The following is a 19,508-nucleotide window of genomic DNA, read 5'->3' as shown; positions in this document are numbered from 1 at the left end:
CCGCCTCGGGAGACCCACAGCCTGGTTCGCCGGGCGCGGGATGCGTGCCAGTGGGTCCCCGGGGTTACCCTGCCGATCATGCTTGTCGCCGCCGCTGTCTGCCCCTGCCCGCCGCTTCTGGTCCCCGAGGTAGCCGCGGGCGCCGCACCGGAGCTGGACGCCGCGCGGGCCGCCTGCACGGACGCCCTGGGTGTGCTCGCCGCCGCCCGGCCCGACCGGCTCGTGGTCCTCGGGCCGGGCGGGACGGTGGAGGGCGCCGGACCCGGGACCTACCCGGAGGGCACACGGGGCTCGTTCCGGAGCTTCGGAGTCGATCTCGACGTACGGCTGGGGCCGGCCCCGGGCCCGCGCGGAGAACAGCGGCTGCCGTACTCGCTGGCGGTGGCCGCCTGGCTGCTGGAGCGGACCGGGTGGTCCGGCGCCCCGGTCGAGGGGCTCGGTGTGGGGGAACCCGCCACGCCCGAGAGGTGTGCGCGGACCGGACGGGACGTCGCCGCACGGGCCGACCGGGTCGCGCTGCTGGTGATGGGGGACGCCAGCGCGTGCCGGACGCTCAAGGCCCCGGGCTATCTCGACGAACGGGCGGCGCCCTTCGACGCCGAGGTCGCGCGAGCACTCGGCGCGGCGGACACGGCCGCCCTCACGGCCCTGGACACCCGGCTGGCGCACGAGCTGAAGGCGTCCGGCCGGGCTCCCTGGCAGGTCCTGGCGGGCGCGGCCGAGGGCGCGGACCTCGAGGGGGCGCTGCTGTACGAGGACGCGCCGTACGGGGTGGGATACCTCGTGGCCACCTGGTCGTAGACCGGGCGCCGAGGCACGGATACGGCGGACGGCCGGGAGCCCTCGTGCTCCGCGGCCGTCCGCCGATGTGCCCTTCAGTGCTGCGTTCAGAAGTGCTGCCTTCAGAGAGTCAATGCGTCGACGCGCGCTCAGGAAGCGGGCGGTGGCGCGTTCGGCGGGGTGGTGCCGCCCGCGTTCGGCGGGGGTGTCGTACCGCCCGCATCCGGCGGCGGTGCCGTGCCGGTCGCGTCCGGTCCGTGGTCGCCCTTGTGCGCGAGCCGGTCCATGGCGCCCTTGGCCTTGCCCGTGCCTGACTGGATCTTGTCGCTGTACTTGCCCTTGGTCCTCTTGTCGACGGCGTGCGCGGCCTTCTCGAGACCGTGGTGCACCTTGCCCTCGTGCCGCTGCGCGAGGTCCGAGACCTTGCCCTTGGCCGGGCCCAGCTTGGCCTTCACGTTGTCCAGGAGACCCATCGCTTCACCTTCCCTCGCGCGGGGCGGTCACGTACGGGCGCCCTCGCCGGCCTCGTTGTCGGCAGCCTTGTCGGTGGACTGCTGCTTGGGGATGTCGACGCCTTCGCCCTCGGTGGCCTCGGCACTCGCCTCGGCCGCTTCCGTGACTCCGTCAGCCCCCTTCGCCTCCGGGGCCTCGGCCGCCTCCTCCGCCTCGGGACCGGTCTTCGCCGTGTCTGTCTGAGCCTCGGCGGCAGGCGCCTCAGCCGTGGTCTTCGACCGTCGGAGAAGTCGTGCAAAAACGCCCATATCCACTCCATACGTTACTCGTGCGGGCGAAATCCCGCGTTGCCCGGTGCGTCCGTTTGCGCGGCCCGGGCCACCGCCGCTGTGATCCGGCGGCAGGAACCTCGCAACGGGCAACGACCCCACAGGCGTCGCGTCACGTAACTCGTTCGAGAGCGGGGTTCGAGGTTTGCGAGACTGTCTCGGTGAGCAGTGCACCCCCCGCCCCCCGCGTCATCGCCGTCGTCGGACCAACCGCGGCCGGAAAGTCCGATCTGGGCGTTTTCCTGGCCCAGCGTCTCGGTGGCGAGGTCGTCAACGCCGACTCCATGCAGCTCTACCGAGGGATGGACATCGGCACCGCCAAACTGACGCCCGAAGAACGCGGCGGCGTCCCGCACCACCTCATGGACATCTGGGACGTGACCGTCACGGCGTCCGTCGCCGAGTACCAGCGTCTCGCCCGGGAGCGGATCGACGCGCTGCTCGCCGAGGGCCGCTGGCCGATCCTGGTCGGCGGCTCCGGACTGTATGTGCGCGGGGCCGTCGACAAGATGGAGTTCCCCGGCACCGACCCCGAGGTCCGCGCCCGCCTGGAGGAGGAACTCACCCTGCGCGGCTCGGGCGCGCTGCACGCCCGCCTGGCCGCCGCCGACCCCGAGGCCGCTCGCGCGATCCTGCCGAGCAACGGCCGCCGGGTCGTCCGCGCCCTCGAGGTGATCGAGATCACCGGAAGGCCCTTCACCGCCAACCTCCCCGGTCACGACTCCGTCTACGACACCTTCCAGATCGGCGTCGACGTGGCCCGCCCCGAACTCGACGAGCGCATCGCACGCCGGGTCGACCGGATGTGGGACGCCGGACTCGTGGACGAGGTGCGCGCACTGGAGGCGCAGGGGTTGCGAGAAGGGCGTACGGCCTCGCGCGCGCTCGGCTACCAGCAGGTCCTCGCGGCGCTCGCCGGGGAGTGCACGATCGAGGAAGCCCGGGCCGAGACCGTGCGTGCCACCAAGCGCTTCGCGCGCCGTCAGGATTCATGGTTCAGGCGCGATCCTCGGGTGCACTGGTTGAGTGGGGCTGCGGCCGATCTCACAGAACTTCCGCAGCTCGCGCTGTCCTTGGTCGAACGACCGGTTACAGCCTGATCACGTCATGGCATCGGGACGCCCAGGCCGTCATCCGGGCCTCCGGCGGCGTGCCATCATCGAGCTTCGATCGACCGAGTGAGTCCTAGTTGGGAGGGCGCGTGGCGATGGAGGCCGGCCCTCGCGACACCGCACATGGCACCGATCACATCACCGCCGACCGGGATGAACCGGAGCGCCTGGACGGCCCCGAGCAGGAGACGGACCGTCTCAGCTCCGACGGGCCCGACGACGAGACGCAGGGTGTGACGGACGACGGCCCCGAGCCCGACGAGATGTTCGCGGAGGAGGTCGAGGTCGAGCTGCGCCCGCAGCGCCGGCTCCGCATCTGGCAGCTCGCGCCCATCGTCGGCCTGGCCGCACTCGGCTCCCTGATGTTCGCGTTCCCGCTCGCCTTCGACTTCGGCGACAGCGGGGCCGTCATCGCCATGCTCGGACTGCTGATCTGCTCGTGCGCGGCCGGCTGGGGAATGATGGCCGCCCGCCGCGTCGGCCACACCTGGCCGGGCCTGCCGGCCCGCGGCTCCGGCCGCAGACCGGACTGGCGCGTCGTACTCGCGTACGCTCTGGTCGTGGCGGTCGTGGTGATCCTCGCCGTCTGGCGGGTGGCGAGGCTCCGCTAGAGCACGCGCCCCCAAAGGGGCGCGGGGCAGCGTCGAATATGCGGCTCCGCCGCGTGGGCGCGACCAGCCACGACGCACCCGCAGCCCGCGACGGACCGCACTGGGACCGCACCGCCCCGATCCGGCTCTCCCCGCGGAGCGCCCCGTACGATCGAGGCATGAGCACGCGCACGCGGATCGCCTTCCTCAAGGGCCACGGCACCGAGAACGACTTCGTGATCGTCCCGGACCCCGAGAACGCCATCGACCTGCCCCCGGCCGCCGTCGCCGCCCTGTGCGACCGCCGCGCGGGCATCGGCGGTGACGGACTGCTGCACGTCGTGCGGTCCGCCGCGCACCCCGAGGCCCGGCACATGGCGGCCGAGGCGGAGTGGTTCATGGACTACCGCAACGGCGACGGCTCGATCGCGGAGATGTGCGGCAACGGCGTGCGGGTGTTCGCGCGCTTCCTCCAGCGCGCCGGGCATGTGACCGAAGGGGACATCGCCGTCGCCACGCGCGGGGGCGTGAAGGCCGTGCACATCGCCAAGGACGGTGACGTCACCGTGGGCATGGGCAGGGCGCTGCTCCCCGAGGGCGACGTCACGGTGAGCGTCGGTGAGCGCAGCTGGCCCGCGCGGAACGTCAACATGGGCAACCCGCACGCGGTCGCCTTCGTGGACGACCTTTCCCACGCCGGTGACCTGCTCTCCCCGCCGCCCTTCAGCCCGGCCGCCGCCTACCCGGACGGTGTGAACGTCGAGTTCGTGATCGACCGCGGCCCCCGGCATGTCGCGCTGCGCGTGCACGAGCGCGGTGCCGGCGAGACCCGCTCGTGCGGTACGGGCGCGTGCGCGGTCGCCGTGGCCACTGCCCGGCGTGACGGTGCCGACCCGGCGGCCACCGGCGTCCCGGCGACCTACACGGTGGACGTCCCCGGCGGCACCCTGGTGATCACCGAGCGGCCCGACGGCGAGATCGAGATGACCGGCCCGGCCGTGATCGTGGCGGAGGGCGAGATCGACTCGGTCTGGCTGGAAACCTCCATCGGCGCGTGAGCAGGGGGCGATCGGCCCGAAACACCCGCTCGCGCTCGGCCACTCGACTCGAAACCGCCGTGAAAATCGGCCACTTGGCGGAAAAGTGATTGTCACGCTCGCGACGTAACGGGGCACAAACCTCACATTCATCCCTCGAATGGGTGATCAGTTTCACGCTCGGCGAGAGGCGGTCAGCCGGGCGTGGTGGGCTCGGTAGCATCAAGCACCGGCCCGGACGGGGGACCGAAGTCGCCCCGTGAGCCGTGTCCGCCCAGGGGCACCCGTCCGCCGGTCCACGCAGCCGGAGGTGCCCATGAGTGCGGAGGCCACGAATTCCGTGACCCCAGGCCCGATGCCGGGCGCGGTGTCATCACCGGTGACGCCGACGGCCCCGCGCAGAAAGGCCCGTCCCCGGATCGACCTGCGCCGCCTGGGCCGCGCCGCGCTCCTCGGCTCCGCCGCCCGCGACCGGCTGCCCGACGCCATCAGCCACGTCGTCGAGGCCCACCGCGCCCACCACCCCGACGCCGACCTCGAACCCCTGCGCCACGCCTACGTCCTGGCCGAGTCCTCGCACCGAGGGCAGATGCGCAAGAGCGGTGAGCCGTACATCACGCACCCGCTCGCCGTGACCCTGATCCTCGCCGAACTCGGCGCCGAGACCACGACGTTGACCGCGTCCCTGCTGCACGACACCGTCGAGGACACGGACGTGACGCTCGACCAGGTCCGCGACCAGTTCGGCGAGGAGGTCCGCTATCTCGTCGACGGCGTCACCAAACTGGAGAAGGTCGACTACGGCGCCGCCGCCGAGCCCGAGACCTTTCGCAAGATGCTCGTCGCCACCGGCAACGACGTCCGTGTCATGTCGATCAAACTCGCCGACCGGCTGCACAACATGCGCACCCTCGGCGTCATGCGCCCCGAGAAACAGGAGCGCATCGCCAAGGTGACACGTGACGTGCTCATCCCGCTCGCCGAACGGCTCGGCGTCCAGGCGCTCAAGACCGAACTGGAAGACCTGGTCTTCGCGATCCTGCACCCCGACGAGTACGCGCACACAAGGGAGCTGATCGTCCGCAACGCCGCTCGCGCGGACGACCCGCTCGCGGAGGTCGCCGACGAGGTGCGGACCGTGCTGTGCGAGGCGGACATCCCGGCCGAAGTCCTCATCCGGCCCCGCCACTTCGTCTCCGTGCACCGGGTCTCCCGCAAACGCGGCCGGCTCCGCGGCTCCGACTTCGGCCGCGTCCTGGTCCTGGTGAACGAGGACGCCGACTGCTACGGCGTCCTGGGCGAACTGCACACGTGTATGAAGCCCGTGGTCTCCGAGTTCAAGGACTTCATCGCCGTACCGAAGTTCAACCTCTATCAGTCGCTGCACACGGCCGTGGCGCGCGAGGACGGCCAGGTCGTCGAGGTCCTCATCCGCACGCACCAGATGCACAAGGTCGCCGAGGCCGGCGTCGTCGCCCTCGGCAACCCCTACGCACCGGCCCCCGACGATCCTGCCGACGGCGAGCGCGTCGACCCCACCCGCCCCGGCTGGCTCTCCCGGCTCCTCGACTGGCAGGAGGCGGCGCCCGACCCGGACCACTTCTGGTCGACGCTGCGCGAGGACCTCGCCCAGGACCGCGAGATCACCGTGTTCCGGCCCGACGGCGGCACGATCGGCCTGCCCGACGGCGCGACCTGCGTGGACGCCGCGTACGCGCAGTACGGCGAGGACGCGCACGCGTGCATCGGCGCCCGGGTCAACGGCCGCCTGGCGACGCTCAGCACCGTCCTGAAGGACGGCGACACCGTCCAGCTCCTCATGGGCCAGGACCCGGCGTCCGAGCCGTCCCGGGAGTGGCTGGAGCACGCCCACACGCCCGCGGCCCGGATCGCCATCCAACGGTGGCTGACCGCCCACCCGGCGCAGGCCGAGGCCCAGGAGACCGAGGCCCGGGAGACCGAGGCCCAGGAGGACCGGCAGGCCGAGGATCGCGCGGCGGCTCCCCGGCCCGCCACCGGCGACGCCTCCGCCACGGACGGGCCGGCTCCCGAACAGACGTCCGCCCGCCCCGCCACCGGCCACGTCCTCGCCGACCTGCCCGACGCGGCCGTCCGGCTCGCCGGGTGCTGTACGCCGGTACCGCCCGACGAGATCACCGGCTTCTCCGTACGCGGCGGAGCGGTCACGGTGCACCGCGTCGAGTGCGCCGCCGTGGCCCGTATGAAGGACACGGGGCGTCCTGAGGTCGGCGTGCGCTGGGGCGACACCACCGAGTGCCGGGTCACACTGGTCGCCGAATCGTTCGTCCGGCCCCATCTGCTCGCGGACCTCACCGAGGCCATGGCCCTCGAAGGCGCCGAGATCGTCTCCGCGACCGTCGAACCCCCGACCCAGCAGCAGGTGCGGCACACGTACACCGTGCAACTCCCGGACGCCGCCCACCTGCCCGCCCTCATGCGCGCTATGCGCGACGTGGCCGGGGTGTACGACGTCAGCCGGGCGCAGCCGCAGGCACCGGGCGGCTGAGCAGGTACGGAAGGACGGCCGGGCGGGTGAGCCCCGGACCGGCCGGACGCGCGCCGTCCCCACCCTGCTCGCCTGCGCTGATAGCCGTGGGGCATGCTCCTCACCCCCCAGAACCAGGCCCCCCGTTCGCGTCGTCGGAGAACGACCGCTGCGCTGCTCGCCTCGGCCGTCTCCGTCTGCCTCGTCGCCGCGAGTGCCCCCGTCGTCCCGCTCGGCGTCGGCGACCGCCTCTTCCCGTACCTGGGCAACCCCGGCTACGACGTGACGTCGTACGACCTCTCCTTCACCTATCCCGGCAGCAACAGCCGGCCGTTGCGGGCCGTCACCACCATCAAGGCCCGGACCACCGCCGACCTGGACCGCGTCAATCTCGACTTCGCCAACGGCACGGTCGACTCGGTCGAGCTCGACGGCGAGCCCGCCGGGTTCAGCACCGCCGGCGAGGACCTGGTGATCACGCCCCAGGAAGCCGTGCCGGAGGGCGACTGGATGCGGATCACCGTGCGGCACACCAGCGACCCGGTGTCCGCCAAGGGCCGTGAGAGCGGCTGGGTACGCACCACGGACGGCCTCGCCATGGCCAACCAGGCCGATGCCGCGCACCGGGTGTTCCCCTGCAACGACCACCCCTCCGACAAGGCGATGTTCACCATCCGGGTCACCACACCCAAGGGCCTCACGGCCGTGTCCAACGGTCTGCCCGCCGGTGTGGCCAGGTCCGACGCTTCGACCACGTGGATCTACCGCACCCATCACCCCATGGCCACCGAGCTCGCCCAGGTCTCCATCGGCCGCTCCAGCGTGCTGCACCGCACCGGCCCGCACGGGCTGCCCGTACGGGACGTCGTGCCGACCCGGGACCGCAAGGCGCTCGAACCCTGGCTCAGGAAGACTCCCGCCCAGATCGCCTGGCTGGAGAGGAAGCTCGGCCGCTACCCCTTCGAGACGTACGGCATGCTCGTGGCGGACGCCTCCACCGGCTTTGAACTCGAGACCCAGACGCTCTCCCTCTTCGAGCGGGAGCTCTTCACCCAGTCCGCCTACCCGGAGTGGTACGTCGAGTCGATCATGGTCCACGAGCTGGCCCACCAGTGGTTCGGCGACAGCGTCAGCCCCCGCACCTGGTCGGACCTGTGGCTCAACGAGGGATACGCCACCTGGTACGAGGCGATGTACGCCGAGGCCCGGGGCGGCAAGCCGATGCGGGACCGCATGAAGGCCGCGTACGGCTCCTCCGACGGCTGGCGGACGGTCGGCGGCCCGCCCGCCGCCCCGAAGGTTCCCGAGCCCGGCCGCAAGACCGGCATCTTCCGGCACAACGTGTACGAGGGCGCGACGCTCGTCCTGTACGCCCTGCGCGAGGAGATCGGCGGCCCCGCCTTCGACCGCCTGCAGCGCGCCTGGGTCGGCCGCTACCGGGACGGCACGGCCTCGACGGCGGACTACGTCCGGCTCGCCTCCGAGATCTCCGGGCGCGACCTGAGCGGCTTCTTCAAGAGCTGGCTGTACGGCGAGAAGACCCCGCCGATGCCGGGACACCCTGACTGGAAGCCTCTGGCGTCCGCGAAACCGGCTGTGCCCGCGAAGCAGAGCGCGCCCGCGCCGGGGGCCGCCCGATAACACGGTGACGAGACGCCCCGTGCCGTGCGACTATCGACGGGTCGGCGCGGCACGGAGCGCCGGGAATCTCCCGGAGTGCTCGTGCGTTCTGAACAGTGAACGGCTTCCCAGCTACGTAAGGATCCAATGACCTCCTCTTCTTCCCCTTCCCAGGACACCAAGCGCTTCACGCAGAGCCACCCCGAGGGTCTTCGGGCCGATGCCCTGATGGAAGAGGACGTCGCCTGGAGCCACGAGATCGACGGAGACCGGGACGGCGACCAGTTCGACCGCTCCGACCGCGCGGCCCTGCGCCGTGTGGTGGGCCTCTCCACCGAGCTCGAGGACGTCACCGAGGTCGAGTACCGCCAGCTCCGCCTGGAGCGGGTCGTGCTCGTCGGCGTCTGGACCTCGGGAACCGTGCAGGACGCGGACAACTCCCTCGCGGAGCTCGCCGCCCTCGCGGAGACGGCCGGCGCGCTCGTGCTCGACGGTGTCACCCAGCGTCGCGACAAGCCCGACGCGGCCACGTACATCGGCTCCGGCAAGGCCGAGGAGCTGCGGGACATCGTCCTCGAGTCGGGCGCGGACACCGTCATCTGCGACGGTGAGCTCAGCCCGGGCCAGCTCATCCACCTCGAGGACGTCGTCAAGGTCAAGGTCATCGACCGTACGGCCCTGATCCTGGACATCTTCGCCCAGCACGCCAAGTCCCGGGAGGGCAAGGCACAGGTCGCGCTCGCGCAGATGCAGTACATGCTGCCGAGGCTCCGCGGCTGGGGTCAGTCGCTGTCCCGGCAGATGGGCGGCGGCAAGGGCGGCGGCCTCGCCACCCGTGGTCCCGGTGAGACCAAGATCGAGACGGACCGGCGGCGGATCCGCGAGAAGATGGCGAAGATGCGCCGGGAGATCGCGGAGATGAAGACCGGCCGCGAGATCAAGCGCCAGGAGCGCAAGCGCAACAAGGTGCCCTCGGTCGCCATCGCGGGCTACACCAACGCCGGCAAGTCCTCGCTGCTCAACCGCCTCACGGGCGCGGGCGTGCTGGTCGAGAACGCCCTGTTCGCGACCCTCGACCCGACCGTGCGCCGGGCCGAGACCCCGAGCGGACGGCTGTACACGCTGGCCGACACGGTCGGCTTTGTCCGCCATCTGCCGCACCACCTGGTCGAGGCGTTCCGCTCCACGATGGAGGAGGTCGGCGAGTCCGACATGATCCTGCACGTGGTGGACGGTTCGCACCCGTTCCCGGAGGAGCAACTGGCCGCCGTGCGCGAGGTGATCAGGGACGTCGGGGCCACCGACGTACCCGAGATCGTCGTGATCAACAAGGCCGACGCGGCCGACCCGCTGACCCTGCAGCGGCTGCTGCGCGTCGAGAAGCGGTCCATCGCCGTCTCGGCCCGCACCGGCCAGGGCATCGACGCCCTGCTCGCGCTCATCGACAACGAGCTGCCGCGCCCGTCGGTCGAGATCGAGGCGCTCGTGCCGTACACGCACGGCAAGCTGGTCGCCCGTGCCCATGACGAGGGCGAGGTGATCTCCGAGGAGCACACCCCGGAGGGCACCCTGCTCAAGGTGCGGGTGCACGAGGAGCTGGCGGCGGAGCTCGCGCCGTACGCTCCGGCACCGGCGCTCTGACGTAAGCGCAAGCGCGCAAGCAAACACGCCGAAGGCCCGCTCCCTGTCCGCAGGGAGCGGGCCTTCGGCGTGCTTCGGTCAGCGACCGCCGTACGTCTTGCTCATGTTCTGATAGAGCGCCTCGGCGTCGCGGCCCAGCTGCGGGCCCGCCAGCCAGGTGTTGTCGGCCGGGCCGATCGAGGTGTTGGACACGAGCACGGACTTGCCGTTCAGCACCCGGAACCAGCCGCCGCCGGACGAACCGCCGGTCATGGTGCAGCCGATGCGGTGCATCGTCGGCAGGGTCGCACTGAGCGAGAACCGGCCGGGGATGTCGACGCACTTGAACATCTTCAGGCCGTTGTAGGGCGGCGCGGCCGGGTAGCCCCAGGCGCCCATCTTGCGTGCCTGGGCCGCGGAGGGGGCGGAGAAGTCCACGTCCAGCGCGGCGCCGACCGTCTCCTCCAGCGACTTGCTGCCCCGCTCGGGCTTCACGTGCAGCACGGCGTAATCGTACGCGGCCCCCTCGCCGCCGGTCTCCGAACCGCCCTTGATCCACTGGTTCGAGGTCGAGGCCCAGTCCGCCCACCAGTTGCCGTACGGGGCGATCTCGGTCGGGTTCGCGTTGGTCAGCTCCGCCTCGGACTTGCCGTAGTCGTTGTAGGCGGGGACGAAGGTGATGTTGCGGTACCAGCCGCCGTTGCCGCCGGCGTGCACGCAGTGGCCCGCCGTCCACACCAGGTTGGACTTGCCCGGATGGTTGACGTCCTTGACGACCGTGCCGGAGCAGACGGCCGGGCCGTCGGGGGAGTCGAAGAAGACCTTGCCGACCGGCGCCGCGTTCCGGTGGTACGGCGTCTTCTCCGCCTGTGCCCGGACGGGCGCCGGATCCGGGTCGCTGACGCCCTGACCGGCCGACGCGTCCTTGGTGGTGACCGTCTTGTCGGCCTCCTTCGCGGACTGCATCCGGTCGGGCTTCCAGAGGCCCTCGATCACCGGGTTGACGAAGTCCTTGGCGTCACTGAGCCACTTGTCCTTGTCCCAGTCCTTCCAGCCCCCGTCCTTCCACCGGTCGGCGTCGATCCCGTGCTCCTTGAGCTTGCCCGCGAGGTCGGCCGGGATCCGGACCTTGCCGCCGCCGTCCGCGGCCTGCGAGGTGGTGGCGTCGGGCTTGTCGCTCGCCGAGTCCGCCGAACCGTCACAGGCGGTAGCCGTGAGCGCCAGGGCGGCGACGAGCCCGGTGGCGGCGAGGACGGTGCGCCGCCCGCGCCTCGGTACCGAGGACGTACGTGTGGAACGCATGGTGCGATGACCCCCGTTGGTGCGTGCAGAAAAGGTGCTGCCGCTTGTGAATGTCATGTGCTTGTCACGCAGAGGCCGCGATGTGGCCTCGGATGCGTGACTCCCCACTATGCCCGTGGAGTTGGGTGCGAACAGCGGTGGGCCGGTGAAGGTTTCCGTGAGCCCCCGGCCCCGCCACCGCGCTGACCGGCCTGCGGTCAGTGGCCCGCGAACTTCTCGCTCACCGAGTCGTACACGCCCTTGGCCTCGCCGCCGAGACGCGGTCCGGCCAGCCAGCCCGATGTCACCGGGCCGATCGAGGTGTTGGACACCAGCGCCGGCTTGCCGTCCGGCCCCGGCGCGACCCAACCGCCGCCCGACGAACCGCCGGTCATGGTGCAGCCGATGCGGTACATCGTCGGATCCGACGCCGTGACCGACAGCCGGCCGGGCCGGTCCTGGCACCGGTAGAGCTTCTGCCCGTCGTACGGCGGCGCGGCCGGGTAACCGATCGCCGTGACGCTCTTCGTCTTCGGTACGGCGGGAGCCTTGAAGTCGACCGGCAGCGCCGAACCGACCATCTCCTCCAGCGACTTGCCGCCGCTGCCCTTCTCCGGCGTCACATGGATCACCGCGAAGTCGTACGCGGCGCCGTCCCCGCCCGTCGAACCGCCCTGCTCGATCCACTGGTCCGAGGTCTGCGCCCAGTCGCCCCACCAGACTCCGTAGGGAGCCACGTCCTCCCGGGTGGCGTTCTGCAGCTCCGCGACCGGCTTGCCGTCGTCGTTGTACGACGGAACGAACGCGATGTTGCGGTACCAGCCGCCCTTCTGGCCCGCGTGCACGCAGTGGCCCGCCGTCCACACCAGGTTGGACTTGCCCGGGTGGGCGGGGTCCTTCACCACCGTCGCCGAGCAGACGGCCGAACCCTTGGGGGAGTCGAAGAACACCTTCCCGGCCGTGGGGGCGTTGGCGTGGTACGACGGCGGCACGGCCTGCGCCTCGACGGGCTCGGGCGTGGGGTCGGTCACGCCCTGGTCACCGGCGAGATCGCTGTCGTCCACGCCCTGGTCGGGCTCCTCGGCCTCCCGCATGCGGTCCGGGTTCCACAGGCCTTCGATGATCGGGTTGATGTACTCGTTGGCCTCGCGCAGCCAGTCGTCCCGGTCCCAGTTCTTCCAGGCGCCGTTCTTCCACTTGTCGACGTCGATCCCGTGCTCGCGGAGCCGGTCCCTGATGTCGTCCGGGATCTTGAGCTTGCCGTCGTCGGAGGCGGTGGCGGACGCGGAGGCCTCACCGCCCGCCGCGGCGTCGCCCGACTCGCAGGCGGTGGCGGTCAGCGCGAGCGTCGAGGCAAGGGTCACGGCCACCAGCACGGGGGAGTTCCTGCGGCGCGTCCACCCCCCTCGGCTGGTGGTGGACGACGGCCGTATGGATCGCATGATCTGACTCCCCCTGATGTGAAACGAACTGGCACGAACCGGCGCCTCGGGCGCGGTGTCCACCGAACTCGCGGGGAGTTCGGGCCGACCTCCCGGCGCCCGGGAACGGCACCACACACTATGCGGTGGCTGTGGGGGCAGTCCGACGGAACCGCAACAGTTCCGTCACGGAAAGGATCTTGAAGCAACCCGTAACCCGGTGAGCGGTCCGGGGTTGGTAGCGGTGGGGGGTCTGCTGTCTGTGTGCGGTCCTCTATGCCCGTGCCCAGTGGGAGGTCAGGGAAGTCGTGGCGGAATCCACCCGTGGGGGATGTGCGTCAGAGGAGGCCGCTGTGGGGCGTACGCCGGTGAGAACCCTCCCCGGTGGTGCGGTCGACGACGACAGGGCACCAGGAACGCGTGTCGCACAGGAGGGGATTCTGCGCCGCCAGTCCGCGCGCGAGTCCGCTGCCCGGACCTACGCCCGGGCCCTGCCGATCGTCCCGGTGCGGGCGCGAGGAATGACCATCGAGGGCGCCGACGGCCGCCGTTACCTTGACTGCCTCTCCGGCGCCGGCGCGCTCGCGCTCGGGCACAACCACCCCGTCGTCCTGGAGGCCATCCGCAAGGTCCTGGACTCCGGTGCGCCCCTGAACGTCCTCGACCTGGCGACCCCCGTCAAGGACGCCTTCATCACCGAGTTGTTCCACACCCTGCCGCCAGGCCTCGTCGGCCGGGCCCGGGTGCGCTTCTGCGGACCGGGCGGCAGCGACGCCGTGGAGACCGCCTGCGAACTCGTCCGCGCGGCGACCGGGCGGACCGGCCTCATCGCGTTCACCGGCGCCTGCCACGGAGGAACCGCCGGGCTGCCCGACACGCCCCCGGGCGCCCACGACGTACGGGTCACCCGCCTGCCCTACCGGCAGGACTCCCCATGTCCGTGCGGAGTCGGCGGAGAGGCCGGGGCCGACCTCGCCGCCCGCTGGACCGAGTCCGTCCTCGACGACCCCGGGTCAGGGGTGCCCCTCCCCGCCGGGATGATCGTCGAGCCCGTCCAGGGCGAGGGCGGGGTGATCCCCGCACCGGACGCCTGGCTGCGGCGCATGCGGCAGCTCACCGCCGACCGGTCCGTCCTCCTGATCGCCGACGAGATCCAGACGGGCGTCGGGCGGACCGGCGCCTTCTGGGCGGTGGAACACAGCGGAGTGACCCCCGACGTGATGGTCCTCTCCCAGGCCATCGGGGGCAGCCTGCCGCTGGCCGTCGTCGTTCACCGCGACGACCTCGACACGGAGGAATCAGGCGCTCCCACCGGCACCTTCCGCGGCAACCAGCTCGCCATGGCCGCCGGCACGGCAACTCTCGCCCACGTCCGCGAGAACGACCTCGCCGAGCGCGCCGCGACTCTCGGCGCGCGCATGCTGGGCCGACTCCGAGGCTTGGCAGACCAGTTCCCCTGTGTAGGGGATGTGCGAGGGAAGGGGCTCATGATCGGGGTGGAATTCGTGGATCCCGAGGGGAGAGCCGGGGGAGCGTCGGTGATGCCGGACCGTGCGCCCCGGCCCCTTCCCGCCGCCCCCGGACTGGCCGCCGCGGTACAGCGGGAGTGCCTGCGCCGCGGCCTCATCGTCGGACTCGGCGGCTGTCACGCGAGCGTCGTACGACTGCTGCCGCCACTGACGATCACCGACGAACAGGCGGCCGCCGTGCTGGACCGCCTGGCCGACGCCGTCCGAGCGGCCGCTCGGTGCCCTGGGGGCGCGGCAGCGGCGCCGTTCACGCCGTGAGCCTCCATGCCGTGCGGGTGCACGTGGTGAGCCCGCACGCCTTGGGCCTCGGGCTCCGACCAGCCGGCCGAGTAACACTCCTCGGCTCGCCCGCCCCGACCGCACGACCCTGAACCACCCCGCGAGGTAACCGTGTTGAACGCCATCCCCGAGCCCGACGAACACGCCGCGATGCGGGGAGAGGGGGCGGTCGACGCCCGGCTGCCGGGCGTGCCTGGCGAGCCGGTGGTCCCTGCCCCGAGGCCCGGGGCACGTCCCGCGGAGGGGCTGAACGCCGGACCCGTCATCGACCTCCTGGACCACCCCGACCCGCACATCGCCGCCCAAGCGGCCGCCGTGGAGAACCTGCTGCGCTGCTGGGTGCGTGAGAACGACCAGCCCGCCCCTGCCGACGGGATCCTCCGCATCCCCCTGCCCGCCAGCGGCACGGCCCTCCTCGCCCCGGTCCGCTACTGGTCCCCGACGGGCTGGCACCGCTTCGGCCAGCCACAGCTGGCCGAAGCCCCCGAACACGCCTCGCCGGCCGATGCCGTCACAGTCGCCGCCCTGCTCACCAGGGAGACGTTCGCGGAGAGCCCCGAGGCCGGCCGCGCTGCCGGTGCCGGTGCCGGTGCCGGTGCCGGTGCCTGTGACGGTGGCGGTGACGGTCCAGGATGCGTCGCGCTGGTCGCAGGTGTCGCCGACTCCCTACGCCGTGTCGCCACCTTCGTCAGTGATCGCCGGGAACATCCGGCCGACGGCCCTGACCTCTTCCTCGCCGCGGAGCAGGCACTCGTCCTCGGACACCCTCTGCACCCGTCCCCGAAGAGCCGCGAGGGCCTCTCCGAGACCGAAGCACGGCTGTACTCACCCGAGTCGCGCGGTTGCTTCCCTCTGCACTGGCTCGCTGTCGCTCCCTCCGTCCTCGCCACCGACTCCGCCTGGACCGAACGCGGCCGCCCTGTCCCCGCCGCCCGGCTCACCGCACGCCTGGCGGGGACCGGCCTGTCGCTGCCGGACGGGTACTCCCTGCTGCCCCTGCACCCCTGGCAGGTGCGCGAGGTCCGGCACCGTCCGGAGACGGCTGCCCTGCTGGACTCGGGGCTGCTCCGTGACCTCGGCACGCACGGCGCTCCCTGGCAGCCCACCTCCTCCGTACGAACCGTCTACCGAACCGATGCCCCCGCGATGCTCAAGCTGTCGCTGGGCCTGCGTATCACCAACTCCCGCCGCGAGAACCTCCGTAAGGAACTCCGCCGGGGCGTCGAGGTCCACCGCTTGCTCCGCGGCGGTCTCGCGCAACAGTGGCGTGCCGTGCACCCGGGCTTCGACATCGTGCGTGACCCGGCCTGGCTGGCTGTCGACGATGCCGACGGCGCGCCATTGCCCGGCCTGGACGTGGTGATCCGCCACAACCCGTTCGCCCCCTCCGACGACGTCTCCTGCGTCGCCGGACTCGTCTCGCCTCGCCCGAGCTCCCCGGCTGGGCCAGGGGCCGTTCCGGACCGCCCGGAGACGCAAGGCCCAGTACTCCGGTCCAGGCTGGCCGAGGTCGTCACAGGCCTCGCCCGCCGGACCGGCCGACCGCAGGGAGCCGTTGCCGCCGAGTGGTTCCTGCGCTACCTCCAGCATGTCGTGCGCCCCGTCCTGTGGCTGGACGCCGAGGCCGGCATCGCCCTGGAAGCGCACCAGCAGAACACCCTGCTCCTGATGGACGCCGAGGGCTGGCCCACGGGCGGCCGCTACCGCGACAACCAGGGCTACTACTTCCGCGAGTCCCGGCGGACGGAGCTGGATGCCCGGTTGCCCGGCATCGGAGAGCAGAGCGACACGTTCGTCCGTGACGAGGTCGCCGACGAGCGCTTCGTGTACTACCTGGCCGTCAACAACGTCCTCGGCCTCATCGGCGCGTTCGGCTCCCAGGGGCTGGCCGACGAGCGGCTGCTGCTCGCCGCCTTCCGCCGTTTCCTCGGAAACGCCGCCTCCGGTCCGGCCCGGTTGCGCACGTCGCTGCCCACCCGCCTGCTTGACTCACCGGTCCTGCGCTGCAAGGCCAACCTGCTGACCCGGCTGCACGGCCTCGACGAACTCGTCGGCCCGGTCGACACCCAGTCCGTCTACGTCACCATTGCCAACCCCCTGCACTCCTGACCGCCCCTGCCGTCTCTGACCACGACCGATCTCCTTCATCCCTGAGGACCTGCCCCACCCCCTTACCGAGAGGAGCGTTCGGTGCCCTTCGCCGACCCCATGACCGACGCCGGCACCGCTGTTCCCGTCACGGCCGACCTCCTCGACCGCGTCGCCCACTGGGGCCCGGCCGACACTTCCGCGGGCGTCTTCCGCCTCGTCCCAGTGCGCGTCGACCGTGACCTTCCGCTCATCAACCGATGGATGAACGACCCTGCCGCGGCGTTCTGGGAGCTGTCCGGACCGCAGACGGTGACCGAGGAGCATCTACGGGCCCAGCTCGCCGACGACGGACGGAGCGTCCCGTGTATCGGCGTGCTGGACGGAACGCCGATGAGCTACTGGGAGATCTACCGGGCGGACCTCGACCCGCTGGCCCGCCACTATCCCGCCCGGCCTCATGACACGGGACTCCACCTCCTCGTCGGTGCCGTCGCCGACCGGAGGCGTGGCCTGGGCGGTCTGCTGTTGCGAGCCGTAGCCGATCTCGCTCTCGCGCAGCGGCCCTCCTGCGCACGCGTCATCGCAGAGCCCGACATTCGCAACACCCCCTCCATCGCCGCTTTCCTGACTGCCGGCTTCCGGTTCTCCGCCGAGGTCGACCTGCCCTCGAAGCGGGCCGCCCTCATGGTCCGAGACCGGTCCCTCCGGCATCTGCTGTAGCGCTGTGTCACCGCACCATCACTCATTGAACGCGGCGCGTGACGCTGTGGTTCCCACCCGCCGAGGAGTCCAAGGTCTTGATCCCGTCCCCCGCCTCCGCCTTGATCACCCGTTTGTCAGTGCCGGGTCGTAGGGTGGTCGCGCTATGACGAAGCCCTCACTCCCCGAACTCCTGCATGCCGCCGTCACTGCCGTCGGCGGTACGGAGCGCCCCGGTCAGGTGACCATGGCCGAATCCGTCGCGGAAGCGATCGACGGCGGCTCCCACCTGCTGGTCCAGGCCGGCACCGGCACAGGAAAGTCACTGGGCTATCTGGTGCCCGCGCTCGCTCACGGGGAGCGTGTGGTCGTCGCGACCGCCACCCTGGCCCTGCAGCGCCAGCTGGTGGAGCGCGATCTGCCGAGAACGGTCGAGTCGCTGCACCCGCTGCTGCGCCGCCGCCCGGAGTTCGCGATGCTCAAGGGCCGGTCGAACTACCTGTGCCTGCACCGTCTGCACGAGGGTGTCCCGCAGGACGAGGAGGAAGGCCTCTTCGACCAGTTCGAGGCGGCCGCGCCCACCAGCAAGCTGGGTCAGGATCTGCTGCGGGTGCGCGACTGGGCCGATGAGACCGAGACCGGGGACCGGGACAACCTCACGCCGGGTATCTCGGACCGGGCCTGGGCCCAGGTGTCGGTGTCGTCGAGGGAGTGCCTGGGCGCCTCGAAGTGCGCGTACGGGGCGGAGTGCTTCGCCGAGATGGCCCGCGAGCGGGCCAAACTCTCCGACGTCGTCGTCACCAACCACGCGCTGCTCGCCATCGACGCCATCGAGGGCGCCCCGGTCCTTCCGCAGCACGAGGTGCTGATCGTCGACGAGGCCCATGAGCTGGTCTCCCGGGTCACCGGAGTCGCCACCGGCGAGCTCACCCCCGGCCAGGTCAACCGCGCGGTGCGCCGCGCCGCGAAACTCGTCAACGAGAAGGCGGCGGACCAGCTCCAGACCGCCTCCGAGGGGTTCGAACGGCTGATGGAGCTGGCGCTGCCGGGCCGGCTCGAGGAAATCCCCGAGGACCTCGGCTACGCGCTCATGGCATTGCGCGACGCGTGCCGCACCGTCATCTCCGCGATGGGCGCGACCCGCGACAAGTCCGTCCAGGACGAGGACGCCATCCGCAAACAGGCCCTGGCGTCCGTGGAGAACGTGCACGACGTGGCGGAGCGGATCACGAACGGCTCCGAATGGGACGTGGTCTGGTACGAGCGCCACGACCGCTTCGGTGCCTCCCTGCGCGTCGCCCCCATGTCCGTCTCGGGCCTCCTGCGCGAGAAGCTCTTCGCGGACCGCTCCGTGGTCCTGACGTCCGCGACCCTGAAGCTGGGCGGCGACTTCAACGGCGTCGGTGCCTCCCTCGGCCTCGCCCCCGAGGGCACCGAGGGCGACGACCTCCCGCAGTGGAAGGGCATCGACGTCGGCTCGCCCTTCGACTACCGCAAGCAGGGCATCCTGTACGTCGCCAAGCACCTGGCGCGCCCGGCGCGGGATGGCGATCGAGCCGACATGCTCGACGAGCTCACGGAGCTGATCCAGGCGGCGGGCGGCCGCACCCTGGGCCTGTTCTCCTCCATGCGCGGCGCCCAGCTGGCCGCCGAAGAACTGCGCTCCCGGATCCCGGAGTTCCCGATCCTCCTCCAGGGCGAGGAAACGCTCGGCGAGCTCATCAAGAACTTCGCGGCGGACCCGAAGGCCTGTCTGTTCGGCACGCTGTCGCTGTGGCAGGGCGTGGACGTCCCCGGGCCAAGCTGCCAGCTGGTCGTGATGGACAAGATCCCGTTCCCGCGTCCCGACGACCCCCTGATGAGCGCCCGGCAGAAGGCCGTGGAGGACGCGGGCGGCAACGGCTTCATGGCGGTCGCGGCCACCCACGCCGCGCTCCTCATGGCCCAGGGCGCCGGCCGTCTCGTACGGGCGTCGGGCGATCGCGGTGTGGTCGCCGTGCTGGACCAGCGGCTCGCCACGGCCCGCTACGGGAGCTATCTCAAGGCGTCGATGCCCGACTTCTGGGTCACGACCGACCGCAATCAGGTGCGGAAGTCGCTGGCGGCGATCGACGCGGCGGCGCAGGAGACGGAAGCCGGATGAGTGTCGGGGGCCGGCCCG

General features: G+C 71.6%; 15 protein-coding genes. 11 read left to right on the top strand and 4 right to left on the bottom strand.

Annotated elements, in window-relative coordinates; all coding sequences use genetic code 11:
• Positions 1–78 precede the first annotated feature (78 nt).
• On the top strand, positions 79–801 hold the full coding sequence (locus AC07DF_RS31780) for a class III extradiol dioxygenase subunit B-like domain-containing protein (RefSeq protein ID WP_478979140.1): 723 nt from the start codon (positions 79–81) through the stop codon (positions 799–801).
• 128 nt (positions 802–929) lie between these two features.
• Here the strand turns inward: AC07DF_RS31780 and AC07DF_RS31775 are convergent, their stop codons facing one another.
• Complete coding sequence (locus tag AC07DF_RS31775; RefSeq protein WP_478979137.1) at positions 930–1,253, bottom strand: antitoxin; 324 nt, start codon at positions 1,251–1,253, stop codon at positions 930–932.
• Positions 1,254–1,280: 27 nt separating this feature from the next.
• Entirely contained in the window at positions 1,281–1,541 is a 261-nt protein-coding gene (locus tag AC07DF_RS31770; protein ID WP_478979134.1) for a hypothetical protein, read from the bottom strand.
• 182 nt (positions 1,542–1,723) lie between these two features.
• Between AC07DF_RS31770 and miaA the strand changes: the two genes are divergently transcribed.
• The 6 genes from miaA to hflX all read left to right on the top strand — a co-directional run bounded on the left by miaA (position 1,724) and on the right by hflX (position 10,068).
• The gene (gene miaA / locus AC07DF_RS31765) at positions 1,724–2,662 is read left to right on the top strand and encodes a tRNA (adenosine(37)-N6)-dimethylallyltransferase MiaA (protein ID WP_478979131.1); all 939 of its coding nucleotides are present in this window, start codon (positions 1,724–1,726) and stop codon (positions 2,660–2,662) included.
• A 107-nt stretch (positions 2,663–2,769) separates the two neighbouring features.
• Positions 2,770–3,285, top strand: a complete 516-nt coding sequence (locus AC07DF_RS31760; protein WP_478979286.1) for a hypothetical protein — start codon at positions 2,770–2,772, stop codon at positions 3,283–3,285.
• 158 nt (positions 3,286–3,443) lie between these two features.
• Positions 3,444–4,322: a diaminopimelate epimerase gene (gene dapF, locus AC07DF_RS31755; protein WP_478979128.1), complete on the top strand. Its 879-nt coding sequence runs from the start codon at positions 3,444–3,446 to the stop codon at positions 4,320–4,322.
• 295 nt (positions 4,323–4,617) lie between these two features.
• On the top strand, positions 4,618–6,828 hold the full coding sequence (locus AC07DF_RS31750; protein ID WP_478979125.1) for a RelA/SpoT family protein: 2,211 nt from the start codon (positions 4,618–4,620) through the stop codon (positions 6,826–6,828).
• 93 nt (positions 6,829–6,921) lie between these two features.
• Entirely contained in the window at positions 6,922–8,448 is a 1,527-nt protein-coding gene (locus AC07DF_RS31745; protein WP_478979122.1) for a M1 family metallopeptidase, read from the top strand.
• 126 nt (positions 8,449–8,574) lie between these two features.
• Positions 8,575–10,068 (top strand): GTPase HflX, encoded by a 1,494-nt coding sequence (hflX, locus tag AC07DF_RS31740; RefSeq protein ID WP_478979119.1) that lies wholly within the window; start codon positions 8,575–8,577, stop codon positions 10,066–10,068.
• Between the two features lie 78 nt (positions 10,069–10,146).
• Here the strand turns inward: hflX and AC07DF_RS31735 are convergent, their stop codons facing one another.
• Together AC07DF_RS31735 and AC07DF_RS31730 are read right to left on the bottom strand one after the other, a co-directional pair.
• Positions 10,147–11,349 carry a trypsin-like serine peptidase gene (locus AC07DF_RS31735; RefSeq protein WP_478979116.1) on the bottom strand — a complete coding sequence of 401 codons (1,203 nt, stop codon included), beginning with the start codon at positions 11,347–11,349 and terminating at the stop codon, positions 10,147–10,149.
• Between the two features lie 197 nt (positions 11,350–11,546).
• Positions 11,547–12,770: a trypsin-like serine peptidase gene (locus tag AC07DF_RS31730; RefSeq protein ID WP_478979113.1), complete on the bottom strand. Its 1,224-nt coding sequence runs from the start codon at positions 12,768–12,770 to the stop codon at positions 11,547–11,549.
• A gap of 332 nt (positions 12,771–13,102) precedes the next feature.
• Here AC07DF_RS31730 and AC07DF_RS31725 point away from each other — a divergent pair, with 332 nt between their 5' ends.
• The 4 genes from AC07DF_RS31725 to AC07DF_RS31710 all read left to right on the top strand — a co-directional run bounded on the left by AC07DF_RS31725 (position 13,103) and on the right by AC07DF_RS31710 (position 19,490).
• Complete coding sequence (locus AC07DF_RS31725) at positions 13,103–14,536, top strand: diaminobutyrate--2-oxoglutarate transaminase family protein (RefSeq protein ID WP_478979110.1); 1,434 nt, start codon at positions 13,103–13,105, stop codon at positions 14,534–14,536.
• 135 nt (positions 14,537–14,671) lie between these two features.
• Complete coding sequence (locus AC07DF_RS31720) at positions 14,672–16,666, top strand: IucA/IucC family protein (RefSeq protein ID WP_478979107.1); 1,995 nt, start codon at positions 14,672–14,674, stop codon at positions 16,664–16,666.
• Positions 16,667–16,747: 81 nt separating this feature from the next.
• A complete protein-coding gene (locus AC07DF_RS31715; protein ID WP_478979104.1) occupies positions 16,748–17,368 on the top strand; it encodes a GNAT family N-acetyltransferase in 621 nt (206 codons plus the stop codon).
• 145 nt (positions 17,369–17,513) lie between these two features.
• Complete coding sequence (locus AC07DF_RS31710) at positions 17,514–19,490, top strand: ATP-dependent DNA helicase (protein WP_478979101.1); 1,977 nt, start codon at positions 17,514–17,516, stop codon at positions 19,488–19,490.
• Positions 19,491–19,508: the final 18 nt, after the last annotated feature.

It is taken from the genome of Streptomyces sp. NPDC044719, assembly GCF_056433405.1.
The sequence above is the reverse complement of the archived record's forward strand: the minus strand, read 5'-3'. Positions and strand labels throughout refer to the sequence as shown.